The sequence below is a fragment of the Tardiphaga sp. 813_E8_N1_3 genome, from assembly GCF_051811025.1.
Classification (GTDB): Bacteria; Pseudomonadota; Alphaproteobacteria; order Rhizobiales; family Xanthobacteraceae; genus Tardiphaga.
In genome coordinates, this window is the sequence record NZ_JBPWQE010000001.1 from 3,220,020 (window position 1) to 3,232,911 (window position 12,892).

At 60.7% G+C, this 12,892-nt stretch carries 12 protein-coding genes; 6 read left to right on the plus strand and 6 right to left on the minus strand.

What is annotated here, in order from left to right:
- The first annotated feature begins 45 nt into the window (after nt 1–45).
- Complete coding sequence (locus tag AB8A33_RS15455) at nt 46–1,455, plus strand: TRAP transporter large permease (protein ID WP_439093534.1); 1,410 nt, start codon at nt 46–48, stop codon at nt 1,453–1,455.
- 42 nt (nt 1,456–1,497) lie between these two features.
- Nucleotides 1,498–1,845, plus strand: coding sequence for a GFA family protein (locus AB8A33_RS15460; RefSeq protein WP_315841643.1), 348 nt, complete (start codon nt 1,498–1,500; stop codon nt 1,843–1,845).
- 5 nt (nt 1,846–1,850) lie between these two features.
- Here the strand turns inward: AB8A33_RS15460 and AB8A33_RS15465 are convergent, their stop codons facing one another.
- The 3 genes from AB8A33_RS15465 to apbC all read right to left on the minus strand — a co-directional run bounded on the left by AB8A33_RS15465 (nt 1,851) and on the right by apbC (nt 5,237).
- The gene (locus AB8A33_RS15465) at nt 1,851–2,600 is read right to left on the minus strand and encodes a 2-keto-4-pentenoate hydratase (protein ID WP_439093535.1); all 750 of its coding nucleotides are present in this window, start codon (nt 2,598–2,600) and stop codon (nt 1,851–1,853) included.
- A 152-nt stretch (nt 2,601–2,752) separates the two neighbouring features.
- Entirely contained in the window at nt 2,753–3,841 is a 1,089-nt protein-coding gene (locus AB8A33_RS15470) for a TRAP transporter substrate-binding protein (protein WP_439093536.1), read from the minus strand.
- A gap of 214 nt (nt 3,842–4,055) precedes the next feature.
- Complete coding sequence (apbC, locus tag AB8A33_RS15475) at nt 4,056–5,237, minus strand: iron-sulfur cluster carrier protein ApbC (RefSeq protein WP_439093537.1); 1,182 nt, start codon at nt 5,235–5,237, stop codon at nt 4,056–4,058.
- A 316-nt stretch (nt 5,238–5,553) separates the two neighbouring features.
- On the opposite strand from apbC, the gene AB8A33_RS15480 reads away from it, so the two are divergent.
- The 4 genes from AB8A33_RS15480 to AB8A33_RS15495 all read left to right on the plus strand — a co-directional run bounded on the left by AB8A33_RS15480 (nt 5,554) and on the right by AB8A33_RS15495 (nt 9,054).
- A complete protein-coding gene (locus AB8A33_RS15480) occupies nt 5,554–6,423 on the plus strand; it encodes an NAD(P)-dependent oxidoreductase (RefSeq protein ID WP_439093538.1) in 870 nt (289 codons plus the stop codon).
- A gap of 184 nt (nt 6,424–6,607) precedes the next feature.
- On the plus strand, nt 6,608–8,209 hold the full coding sequence (locus tag AB8A33_RS15485; protein ID WP_439093539.1) for a sensor histidine kinase: 1,602 nt from the start codon (nt 6,608–6,610) through the stop codon (nt 8,207–8,209).
- 103 nt (nt 8,210–8,312) lie between these two features.
- The gene (locus tag AB8A33_RS15490) at nt 8,313–8,531 is read left to right on the plus strand and encodes a DUF1289 domain-containing protein (RefSeq protein ID WP_439093540.1); all 219 of its coding nucleotides are present in this window, start codon (nt 8,313–8,315) and stop codon (nt 8,529–8,531) included.
- Between the two features lie 10 nt (nt 8,532–8,541).
- Nucleotides 8,542–9,054: a TIGR02281 family clan AA aspartic protease gene (locus AB8A33_RS15495; protein ID WP_116660380.1), complete on the plus strand. Its 513-nt coding sequence runs from the start codon at nt 8,542–8,544 to the stop codon at nt 9,052–9,054.
- Here AB8A33_RS15495 and dusA read toward each other — a convergent pair whose 3' ends face one another.
- The 3 genes from dusA to AB8A33_RS15510 form a co-directional block, all read right to left on the minus strand.
- Nucleotides 9,055–10,050 (minus strand): tRNA dihydrouridine(20/20a) synthase DusA, encoded by a 996-nt coding sequence (gene dusA / locus AB8A33_RS15500; RefSeq protein WP_439093541.1) that lies wholly within the window; start codon nt 10,048–10,050, stop codon nt 9,055–9,057.
- Nucleotides 10,051–10,262: 212 nt separating this feature from the next.
- A complete protein-coding gene (locus AB8A33_RS15505) occupies nt 10,263–11,780 on the minus strand; it encodes a UxaA family hydrolase (protein WP_439093542.1) in 1,518 nt (505 codons plus the stop codon).
- Between the two features lie 30 nt (nt 11,781–11,810).
- A complete protein-coding gene (locus AB8A33_RS15510) occupies nt 11,811–12,716 on the minus strand; it encodes a GntR family transcriptional regulator (protein ID WP_439093543.1) in 906 nt (301 codons plus the stop codon).
- Nucleotides 12,717–12,892: the final 176 nt, after the last annotated feature.

The following is a 12,892-nucleotide window of genomic DNA, read 5'->3' on the forward strand; positions in this document are numbered from 1 at the left end:
CGACCAATCCGTTCGATAGAACCAGTTCGATAGTCAGGACCACCGATGTTTTCCTACGGCGTGTTCCCCCCGCTGATGTTCGGCACCATGATCTGCTTCATGGTGTTCGGCTTCCCGGTCGCCTTCTCGCTGGCCGCGGTCGGCCTGTTCTTCGGCATTCTCGGTATCTTCACCGGTCACTTCGATCCGTCCTTCCTGCAGGCGCTGCCGTTCCGCTTCTACGGCACGATCTCGAACGACCTGCTGCTGTCGATCCCGTTCTTCACTTTCATGGGTGCGATCCTCGAACGCTGCGGCCTTGCTGAAGACCTGCTCGAAGGCACCGGCCAGCTGTTCGGCAAGATCCCCGGCGGTCTCGCTTATGCGGTGATCCTCGTCGGCGCCGTGCTCGGCGCCATCACCGGCACCGTTGCGGCTTCGGTCATCGCCATGGGCGTGATCTCGCTGCCGATCATGATGCGCTACGGCTACGACATGAAGCTCGCCACCGGCGTCATCGCCGCATCGGGCACCATCACGCAGCTCATCCCCCCGTCGCTGGTGCTGATCGTGCTCGCCGACCAGCTCGGCCGTTCGGTCGGCGACATGTATCTCGGCGCCATTGGCCCCTCGATCATCCAGGTCGTGATCTTCATTCTCTACATCGTCGTATTGTCGATCCTAAAGCCGAGCGCGATGCCGCCGATCCCAGAACATGCGCGCGAGCCCATGAACTGGAAGCTCATCAGCCGTGTGCTGTGGGGCATGATCCCCTCGATCGTGCTGATCTTCCTGGTGCTCGGCACCATCGGCCTCGGCCTCGCGACGCCGACCGAAGCCGGCGCCATGGGTGCGGTTGGCGCGATGGTGCTCGCCGCGCTGCATCGCCGCCTGACCTGGCCGCTGATCGACCAGGCGATGACATCGACCATGCGCCTGACCTCGATGGTGGTGTTCATCCTGATCGGCTCGACCTGCTTCAGCCTCGTCTTCCAGGGCATGGATGGTGCGCGCTGGATCGAGCATCTGCTCACCGGCCTGCCCGGCGGTGCGATCGGCTTCCTGATCTTCGTGAACATCTTCGTGTTCTTCCTGGCGTTCTTCCTCGACTTCTTCGAGATCGCCTTCATCATCATCCCGTTGCTGGCGCCGGTCGCGGCCAAGCTCGGCATCGATCTCGTCTGGTTCGGCGTGCTGCTCTGCGTGAACATGCAGACGTCATTCATGCATCCACCGTTCGGCTTCGCGCTGTTCTATCTGCGCGGCATCGCGCCGCCCGAAGTGAAGAGCCGCGATATCTATCTTGGCGCCCTGCCATGGGTCGGAATGCAGATCATCCTGGTGATCATCGTGATCTACTGGCCCGGTCTCGTGACCTACTGGATCGACAACACGGCTGTGGATACGTCCAACGTGAAGATCGAGATTCCGCAGATCGAGATGCCGGCAATGCCGGATTTCGGACCAACAAAATAGCGGATAACGTTACTATTGCGCTTTACGATCAGGGGATAACCGATGCTGCATGAAGGAAGTTGCCATTGCGGCAACATCGCCTTTGAAGTCGAGGGCGACTTCAATTCGGCCATCGACTGCAACTGTTCGATGTGTCGGCGACGCGGCGGCCTGCTCGCTTTCGTTCCACGCGACAAACTGGTGCTGAAGACCGCGAAAGAAAGCCTGTCGACCTATACGTTCAATCACCACGCCATTCAGCACCACTTCTGCAGCACCTGCGGCATTGCCCCGTTCGGCGAAGGAAAAGCACCCAACGGAATGATGATGGCATCGGTCAATGTGCGCTGCCTGCCTGCGGTCGATCTGAGCGCTCTGGAAATCCAGCAGTTCGACGGCAAAGATCGCTAACGCGATCAGCCGACAAACATTATCTCGGCCTCGCCGAGCTTTTCAAATCGCACCACACAGCGATCGCCGGGCTTCAGGAACGGCAGCCCGGTCCAGCTGCCTGTGGTCACGATCTGACCGACCTTCACGCCGCCACCTGCGCGCATCATGTTCGCCAGCGCGACAGCGCCTGCGATGGGATCGTCGGTGGGATGGCCACCCTTGCGTTCGATCCGGATTTCACCATTCACGATGAACGTCATCTGCAGGTTCGGCAAATCGAGATGTGACCAGTCGGCCATCTCAGGCCCGAGCACCAGCCCGCCATTGATGCCGCAATCGGCAAGCTGCTCGAGCTTTGGCCGGCTCAGCGGCTCGCGAAAACGACTGGAGACCACCTCGATCACCGGAAGCACCGCGACGGCCCCTGCGATCTCGTCGCGGGTGTAAGCCTCGCTGCGCGCCGGCAGATCGCGGGTAAAGCGGAAGGCGACCTCGCCCTCGACGCCGAGATGCGGGACTTCAGCCACCGACATACGCGCCGGGCTCGAACGGATCATTCGGGCTTCGATCAGACCGCGCGTCTGTTCACCATCGGGCGGCGCACCGGCCTTGAAGGCACCGATGGGCTGTCCGACGAAAGTGGCCACGCGATCCTGAATTTCGTGCGCCTCTCCGACCGAAGATGGCGTGACCGGGAGTCCCTCGATCTGCGTCCCACTGCGGCGCGCCCTGGCAAGGATTTCTGCAGCGGCGGCGATCTCTGATTCGGTCATGGCGGCATCTCTCAAGGACACGGGCTTCGCGGTGTGTGCGAGACTTAGCCGATTTCCGCCCGGGGCAATACCGCGCGGCACGCGCGCGTGCTCCAACAAAAAGCCCGACCTTCTCGCGAAGGCCGGGCTTCATGTTTGATCGAGGCTTAAGATCAGCCGCGGGTGCGCGAACGGATCATGAAGCTGTCGAAGGTGTATTCGGCGACCTGCCACCACAGATATTCGTCCGAACGATAGGCCTGCATCGCGTCGATCGACTTCTTGAAGTCGGCGTTCTTCGCGGAGATTTCAGCCCAGAGTTCGTTGGTCGCCTTGAGGCAGGCGTCCAGAACTTCATTGGTGAACGGACGCAGCTGCGTGCCGCCCGCGACGAGCTGCTTCAACGCCGACGGGTTCTGCATGTCGTAACGAGCGGCCATCCAGCTGTTGGCATTGGCGCAGGCATTGGTGAGGATCGCCTGATAGCTCTTCGGCAGCGCGTTGTACTTGTCGAGGTTGGTGAAGGCGTGAACCGTCGGGCCACCTTCCCAGAAACCTGGATAGTAGTAGTACTTCGCGACCTTCTGGAAGCCGAGCTTCTGGTCGTCATAGGGACCGACCCACTCGGCAGCGTCGATGGTGCCTTTTTCGAGCGATGGGTAGATGTCGCCGCCGGCGAGCTGCTGCGGCACGACGCCGACCTTCTGCAGAACCTGACCGGCGATGCCACCGATACGCATCTTGAGGCCGGAGAGATCGGCAACGGTCTTGATCTCCTTGCGGAACCAGCCGCCCATCTGGGTGCCAGTGTTGCCGCAGGGATGACCGATGACGCCGAACTTCTTGTAGAACTCGTTGCCGAGCTGCTCGCCGCCGCCCTGATACCACCACGAATTCTGCTGGCGCGCGTTCAGGCCGAACGGAACCGAGGAGAAGATCGCGAAGGTCGGGTCCTTGCCGACATAGTAGTAGGAAACCGTGTGGCACATTTCGACGGTGCCGTTCGAGGTCGCGTCGAGCGCCTGCAGACCGGGGACCAGTTCACCAGCCGCGAAGACCTGGATCTGGAATTTGTTGTCGGTCATTTCGGCGACCTGCTTCGCCATCATCTCGGCGCCGCCATAGATGGTATCGAGCGACTTCGGGAAGCTGGATGCGAGGCGCCACTTGATCTCGGGCGCGGACTGCGCGATCGCCGGCGAGGCAACGGCAGCCACCGCGGCGCCGGCCGTAGAAACCTTCAAAAACTCACGACGCTTCATTCAAGCTCTCCTTTTTGCGGGCGTTTTCCCTAGAATTCCTTGAGCGTTTCAACGGCAAATCGTTGCGCGATTCAGCCGAAGCCACTCTGGTGCAGAGGCTGTCTAACACGGTTATTGAGCCGCGGAAAACACGACGAACGTCGTTGCCAGCCCAATTGAACGAAAGTTCTATGCGACATCTCGGTCTTGATCTTGGCCCCAGTCACCGGCCGGCTTACGCAGCCGCGATAGCGCCCTGCAACCGGTCGCGGATCTGCGCGCCGATGGCCCGGTAGATCGCGGCATGCGGCCCGTTGGGTTCGCTGACGACCACCGGCGTGCCCGCATCCGACATCGCGCGGATGGACATATGCAACGGCACTTCACCGAGGAACGGCACCTTGAGCCGCTCGGCCTCGTGGCGGGCGCCGCCATGGCCGAAAATGTCCGATCGCGTTCCGCATTCCGGGCACTGGAAATAGCTCATATTCTCGATAATCCCGAGCACGGGCACATTGACCTTGGTGAACATCGCGAGGCCGCGCCGCGCATCAATCAGCGCCAGATCCTGCGGCGTCGAGACGATCACGGCACCCTTCAGGGGCACGTTCTGCGCCAGCGTGAGCTGCGCATCTCCGGTGCCCGGCGGCATGTCGACGATAAGGACGTCGAGCGTACCCCAGGCGACGTCGCGCAGCATCTGGGTGATCGCCGACATCACCATCGGCCCGCGCCAGATCATCGCGGTTTCTTCCTCGACCAGGAAGCCGATCGACATGATCGACAGACCGAAACGCTCGATCGGAATCATCTTCCTGTTGTCATCGAGAACTGGCTTTTCATTGATACCGGTCAGCCGAGGTACCGAGGGGCCGTAGATATCGGCGTCCAGCAGACCGACCTTCAGACCGAGGTCGCGCAGGCCCAGCGCCAGATTGAGCGCGGTGGTCGATTTGCCGACGCCGCCCTTCCCTGAGGCCACCGCGATGATCGCCTTTACGCCGGGAATTTCGGCCTGCTTCCCCATTGGCGAGTTGGCCGGATTCGCGTGCGGACGATGCGCCGAGACCGGCTGAACACCGCCCGTTTGCGGACCATGCGCATGGCCGCCGGGGCCATGGGAATGGCCTGCGTGGTCGTGGCGCTGCGGCGCTGCCGGCGCGCTGCCGGGCTTGCGCTCGGCGGTCAGCGCGACCATTGCGCCGGTAACACCAGGGACGGCCCGCACCGCGGCTTCCGCCTGTGCGCGCACGCTTTCCCAGGCCCGCGCTTCAGCGGCGTCCACATTGATCGAAAACAATACTTTGCCGTCGGTCACTGCGATCTCGGACAACACATCGGCATGGATCAGCGGCACGCCGCGCGGCGATGTCACCTTGGCCAGACCATCCAGAACCTGCTGCTTCGAAACGCTCAATGCGTGTCTCCCGATCGACGGATAATGCGAACCGCACAGATAGAGAACTTCCGCCCTAAGTCCATGCCGTTTCTAGGATATGTTGAGAATTCCGGGATTGCTCTGGCACAAGACCGGCATCAGATTTTCTTTTGCAATGCACCATAAGCGGCCGCAGCCATGAGTGGTAACGGGGGCTTTGCCGCGTCCTGCGCAGCGACTATGCTGGCGCTCCTCACCACCAACGATCTCGTCGCCCCAAAACGTCAGGCGGCGCCCTCACTTCCCAATAGTCGACGTTCGGCAGCAAAGCCGACAGCATCCAAAGGGTACGGACATGGCCAAAGTTGCATTCATCGGTCTCGGCGTCATGGGTTTCCCCATGGCCGGTCACCTTGCCACCAAGGGCGGCCACGAGGTCACCGTCTACAACCGCAACGCAGCCAAGGCCAAAGCATGGGTCGAGAAGTTCGGCGGCAAGTCCGCACCGACCCCGAAAGCGGCTGCTGAAGGCCAGGATTTCGTGATGTGCTGCGTCGGCAATGACGACGACCTGCGCTCGGTCACCACAGGCGCTGATGGCGCATTCAGCGGCATGACCAAGGGCGCGATCTTCGTCGATCACACCACTGCCTCAGCCGAAGTTGCCCGAGAGCTCGATGCCGCCGCCACCAAGGCCGGCTTCCACTTCATCGACGCGCCGGTGTCCGGCGGACAGGCTGGTGCCGAAAATGGCGCCCTCACCGTAATGTGCGGCGGCGACACCAAGGTCTACGCCAAGGTCGAGCCGATCATTACGGCCTACGCCAAGATGCAGAAGCTGCTCGGTCCCGCGGGCTCCGGCCAGCTCACCAAGATGGTCAACCAGATCTGCATCGCCGGCCTCGTCGAGGCGCTGTCCGAAGGCATTCACTTCGCCAAGAAGGCCGGTCTCGATGTGAATGCCGTGGTCGAGGTGATCTCCAAGGGCGCCGCGCAGTCGTGGCAGATGGAGAACCGCCACAAGACCATGAATGACGGAAAATTCGATTTCGGCTTCGCTGTCGAATGGATGCGCAAGGACCTCTCGATCTGTCTCGCCGAAGCCCGCCGCAACGGCGCCAGCCTGCCGGTCACGGCCACTGTCGATCAGTTCTACGGCGAGGTCGAAGCGCTCGGCGGCAAGCGGTGGGACACTTCAAGTCTCTTGGCAAGATTGCCCCGGTAACCATCTAGGTTTCCTGAACAAATTACGGCGGAGCGGTGCCCGACAGGCGCCCTCCGTCGATACCATTTTTATTGAATATTAACCGGATTACTTCGTTCTTTAAGGCACCTCTTAATGATTGTGCGGCACAGATAGGTTCTGTGAAAAACCGCCCGCGTTTGCGTGCAGGATTTGTGTACGAGTCATGAGTGAGCCCGCCGCCAGGCCCGAGGTCGTCCAGCTTCCGGCTGAAACGCCCGTCGCTGTTCCGCCGCGCAATCGCCGGGCGGCACAGCAGCGGGTGCGTGAAGCGCGCGACCGTCTGACCTCGACATCGGGAACACGCCCCGCCTTCGATCGTGAACTGCTCCGCCAATACGCCCAGACCCGCCTCTCCGCCTCGCTCGTCATCACGTTGCTGGTGGTCGGCACAGGCATCCTGTTCGGGTTCTGGATGCAGCCGCTGCCGGCGGCTGCATGGTCATGCGGAATGCTGTGCATTCACGCGGTGATCCTGCGCGCCTGCAATCGCTATCTGGCGGAAACACCGACACCCAACAGCACGCATAAATGGCGGCTGCGCTTTATCTTTCTGGACCTGCTCTACGGCCTGTCGTGGACGGTGATCCTGGTGCATCCGACCGGCGTCGACGTCGTCTCCAACTCGCTGATGATGTTCCTGATGCTGCTGGTGGTCGCGGTCTCCAGCATGCTCGCCGCGAGCCTGCCGATTGCCGCCTTTGCCGCCACCGCGCCGGTGACGCTCGGCGTGGCGCTGAGCTTCATCCTGCGCGGCACCTTCGACAACTACGTACTGGCCGTTCTGGCTGTCGCAGCCGAAGGTTATTTCGCCCTGCTCGCTCAGCGTCTGCATTCGACGACACTGGCGACGCTGGAAGCCCGCGCCGAGAAGGACGCGTTGATCGGCGAACTCGAACAAGCCAAGGCAATCTCCGACGAAGCGCGTCACCGCGCCGAAGCCGCCAATGTCGCCAAGTCGCGCTTCCTCGCGCAGATGAGCCATGAATTGCGCACGCCGTTGAACGCCATTCTCGGCTTCTCGGAAGTGATGAAGAGCGAGATCTTCGGCGGCCATGCCGTACCGGTCTACAAGGACTATTCCGCGGACATCCATAATTCCGGCGTGCATCTGTTGAATCTGATCAACGAGATCCTCGACCTGTCGCGTATCGAGGCCGGCCGTTACGAGCTCAACGAAGAAGCCGTCTCGCTGGTGCATGTCGTCGCGGACTGCCATCACCTGTTGAAGCTGCGCGCATCGAGCCGCGGCATCACCATCCACGAAGTATTCGAACACGGCATGCCGCGTGTCTGGGGCGACGAGCGCGCCTGCCGCCAGATCGTGCTCAACCTGCTCTCCAATTCCATCAAGTTCACTCCGCAGGGTGGCGAAATCTGGCTCAAGGTCGGCTGGACGGCCTCGGGCGGCCAGTATCTGAGCTGCAGGGACACCGGCTCGGGCATCGCCGAAGAAGAGATTCCAATCGTGCTGGCGTCGTTCGGTCAGGGATCGAACTCGATCAAATCTGCCGAACAGGGCGCAGGTCTCGGTCTGCCGATCGCCAAGAGCTTGGTCGACATGCATGGCGGCACCTTCACGCTGAAATCGAAGCTGCGGGTCGGCACCGAAGTGATCATCACCTTCCCGCCGGAACGCGTGATGTCGGCGCTTGCGCCGATGACGCCCGATGCACCGCCGTTGCAGCCCGAATACGAGATGAACGTCGCCGATGAAAAACGCCGGCCCCGCAACAAGCCGATCATGAATGCAGGAACCGGGCTATAGAGCATGATCCCGAAAAGTGGATGCCGGTTTTCGAACCAGATCATGCTCACAACGAAAATTTCGACGCTTGCGCAAGCAAGCGGATCCGCTTCAATATTACGGGATGAGCAAAGAGACACCGTGCATCGCAGTCTGCTTCATCGACCCCAAGACCAAGCTCTGCCTCGGCTGCGGACGTACGCTGCCCGAGATCGCGCGTTGGGGAAAGATGGACAGCGCGGAGCGTCTGGACACGATGACACTCCTCCCAGCTCGCATGGCCGAGGCGGGGCTGGAGCCTTCATCGACCTACGCCGCAAAGAAGACATCCGCGACCACCTGAGAGGCTCTCCATGAGCCGGGTCTTTCTTCTCGTCGTCGTCATTGTCGCGACTGCGGGCGCCGCCCTCGCCTATGGCGACCCCAAGCAGATCTCCAAAGCCGGCAATCTCGTAACCGAAATCCTGCGCAAGCAGAGCCCGCCGCCATTGCGGCTGGTCGATGTCCCACGCGGCAATACAGGCGAGTTCGGACTTCAGGTCAAGATCAACGGCGTCAAGACGGCCATGGTGATCGATACCGGCGCAACCTCGGTAGTGCTGACTTATGAGACCGCCAAAGCCGCGGGTCTGCCGCTCGAATTGCTCGACTACAATGTCGACGTCGAAACTGCGGGCGGCCGCACCAAGGCGGCACGATTGACACTGGATCGTTTGGCCGTCGGCAAACTGGTGGAGCGTTCGGTGCCGGCACTTGTGGTGCCGCGCGGCCAGATGAAGACCAACCTGCTCGGCATGAGCTTTCTCGATCGACTGGAAAGCTGGGAAGTCCGCGCCGACAGATTGATGTTGCGCGGCTATCCGTAATCAGGCCGCTTCCGACACCGCCGGTTCATCCTCGACCAGCGCGATCGCATCGCGCAGCACATTGATGCCTGCGCCGTGCCCAACGCCGTTCTCAGCAAGATGGCGCCGGAACGCGCGTGCGCCGCGCACGCCGTGGAATGCGCCGACAAAATGCCGGGTGATCGAATGCAGCCGCGTGCCCTGCGCGAGTTGATCCTCGATATAGGGCATCATCGCTTCGAACGCGTCTTTCATCGACGCATGCGGCGCCGGCTCGCCGAACAATTCGGGATCGACCGCCAGCAAGCGCCAAGGCTCCTGATAGGCCGCGCGGCCGAGCATCGCGCCGTCCACATGCGCAAGATGAGCAGCAGCTTCAGTAATGCCGATGATGCCGCCATTGATGACGATCGGCACATCGGGCATCGCCGCCTTCAGCCGGTAGACGCGGTCGTAATTCAGCGGCGGAATGTTGCGGTTCTCCTTCGGCGACAGGCCGTTGAGCCAGGCCTTGCGCGCATGCACGATCAGGCCATCGGCGCCGGCGGCGACCACGGCGCGCGCCAACGTATCGAGTGCGACTTCAGGATCCTGATCGTCGATGCCGATACGGCATTTCACGGTAACGGGCACATTCACGGCCTGCTTCATCGCGGCCACACCGCGCGCCACCAGATCGGGCTCCGCCATCAGGCAAGCACCGAAGCGCCCGTCCTTCACGCGATCCGAGGGACAGCCGACATTGATGTTGATTTCGTCATAGCCGAAATCCGCACCGATCTTCGCGGCCTCTGCGAGGTGCGCCGGCTCCGAGCCACCGAGCTGCAGCGCCACCGGATGTTCACTGGCGTCGAAGCCAAGCAGCCGCGCGCGGTCGCCATGGATCACGGCGCCCGTCGTCAGCATCTCCGTATAGAGCCGCGCCCGCCGCGACAGCAGACGATGGAAGACGCGGCAATGCCGGTCAGTCCAATCCATCATGGGGGCGACAGAAAGGCGATAGTCTTGCGATTCCAATGAATTAACCTATGTCCTCAATGGGATGGAACACGAATGCGTACACTCTAAACTAGCCGATTTTGCACACCTTTGTACCTGTTTTGACCTCTCGGTGCACATAGCGCGCGCGCTAATCGGAATGCACTCGGATGGGCAGACGCGGCGCTGCATTCGGAAGACCGAGTTACCGGCGACAGTTTCTCATTCGGACGATTAGCGCGGTGCGCTTGTTACATCACAGCGCCGATTTGCCACGGCACGAATTCGAGATCGCCATAACCCAAATCCTCCGATTTGGTGTGGGCGCCTGAAGCAACCTGCAGAATCTGATCGAGGATCTCCTGCCCTTTAGCCTCGATCGACGTTCCATCAAGCACGTCGCCGCAATTGATATCCATATCGTCGACCATGTTCCGATACATTTCGCTGTTCGTGGCGAGCTTGATGGAAGGTGTCGGCTTGCAGCCAAAGGCCGAACCGCGGCCGGTGGTGAAGCACATCACGTTGCACCCTCCAGCAACCTGCCCCGTCGCGCCGACTGGATCATAGCCGGGGGTGTCCATGAAAACGAACCCCTTCTCCTTGATCGGTTCGGCATATCCGTAGATTGCACGCAACGCGGTCGTGCCGCCTTTGGCAGCAGCGCCCAGCGATTTCTCCAGAATTGTCGTGAGCCCACCGGCCTTGTTGCCTGGCGAGGGATTGTTATTCAACTGGCCGCCATTACGGCTAGCATATTCTTCCCACCACCGAATCCGCTCAATGAGTTTCTCTCCGACGGAGCGGCTGACCGCACGCCGCGTCAACAGATGCTCCGCACCATAAATTTCCGGAGTTTCAGCAAGCACTGCTGTCCCTCCATGCTTGACCAACTGGTCGACCGCAGCTCCCAGCGCAGGATTAGCAGTAATGCCCGAATATCCGTCCGAACCGCCGCATTGGAGGGCCAGGACGATTTCAGACGCAGGCCGCGTCTCGCGCTTGGCGCGCGCGGCAACCGGCAGCATTGTCCGGATGCGTTCGACGCCCTGATCGATGGCTTTCCTGGTTCCGCCAGACGCCTGAATTGTCATGGTCTGGAAGTGATCACCTTCCACCAGGCCATACTCGTCTTTCATACGATCGATCTGAAAGACTTCGCAACCAAGGCCGACCATCAGCGCGGCGCCGAGATTGGGGTGGGTTGCGTAGCCCCATTGGGTACGGCGAAGCAAATCCCAGCCCTCGCCATAGGAGGCCATCCCGCACCCGGTGCCATGCACAAACGCCACCGCGCCATCGATCTCCGGATAGTCATCAAGCAGTCCGGACCGATTGACCTCTTCGGCAATGAATTTCGCCGTCGTTGCCGAACAATTCACGGAGGTCAGGATGCCAATATAGTTTCGCGTTCCGGTTCTTCCGCTCGGTCGCACATAACCTTCAAAGGTTGCACGCAGCTCGGGCGGCAATACTTCCGAGATTCTCGCTCCCTCGGCAAACTGATAGTCGCGCGCGAAGTCATGCATGACGACGTTATGCTCGTGCACCCAGTCGCCGGGCACGATGTCCTTCGATGCGAAACCAATGATCTGGCCGCACTTCCGCACCGGCTCGCCCTTATGGATGGCGGCGGTGGCCATCTTGTGCCCCCGTGGTATTCGCTGCTGTGCGACCAGATTGGCAAGACCGGTACCGAGAAGAATTTGATCGACGGCGACAATCACGTTGTCGTCGGACGATAAACGGATCGTTCGTGGCGTGCTCATTGGTGAGTTCTCATTTCAGGTCAGATCAAGTCAAATAGTAGCCTGGCGTAAATGATCCACCGACTTTAACAGCGTCTTGCGTGCCGTCCGAAGATGGGTCCGGCATTTAGCGTCGATGGCGTCCAGATCCCGGCTGCGCAATGCTGCGATATATGCGAGGTGCTCGTGCAGGGCGACATAGTTACGTTCTTTTTCGTCAGCCTTGTTCCACTGGTAGTGGTAGTGGAAGATCATCGATATCACGTCGTAGAAGTTCAAGACGAAGCGGTTCTGCGAGGCGTCATGAACCAGGCGATGAAGCCGTTCGTCGAGTCGCGAGAACTCCCGGTATCGTTCATCGATGTTTTCCAGCAGGTGATGATGTTCTCGCTCGATCGCGTCGAGCTCGGACCAGGCCGCAGCGTCCGGCGGGAGTTCGGCAAAACGATGCGCCGAGCGGAGTTCGAACATCTCGCGGATCTCGTAGATCTCCATCGCAAAATCGGTCGTGATCCCCTTGAAGACCCACGCGCTGTTAGGACGGCGCTCCAACAGGCCAAAGTGATTGAAGTGCGTGAGATGTTCGCGGATGGCGGAGGTTGATGTCGAGAACTGACGGGCCAGTTCGGCGCAGTTGATGAGCTCTCCCGGGCGAAAATCGCCCTGCAGAATCCACTCCATGAACCGGCGCCCGACGATATCGCCGACGGATTCGGTTTGCGCTTCGGGAAAGTAATCGTCTGCCACTGGTGAGCGCACGAGATGCCGGCGGCTGCCGTCGCGGTGGATGATATCGGCATTGGCGAGCGAGGACAGCACGGCGCGCACCGTCGTGCGACTGACATCGAGGGCCTGCGCCAGTTCGAGTTCTGAACGGAGATGCGTACCAAGTTCGTGCTTCGCGAGCATATTCAAGCAGCGGTTGTGGGCGCGTTTGAAGACAGCGTTGCTCTTCATTCTTGCGATCGATCCTCAGTAGCAAAAAAGCTATTCGGCGCTTTCAGTTTTTTACAGATAAAAAACAATTTGACGAAGTGCCAGCCCTTAAAGATTTATGACGTCACAAAAAAGGTCGAGGAAACACATGACGACGGTTCCCATCCTATTGATACCCATGACTGCAAAACCCGGCG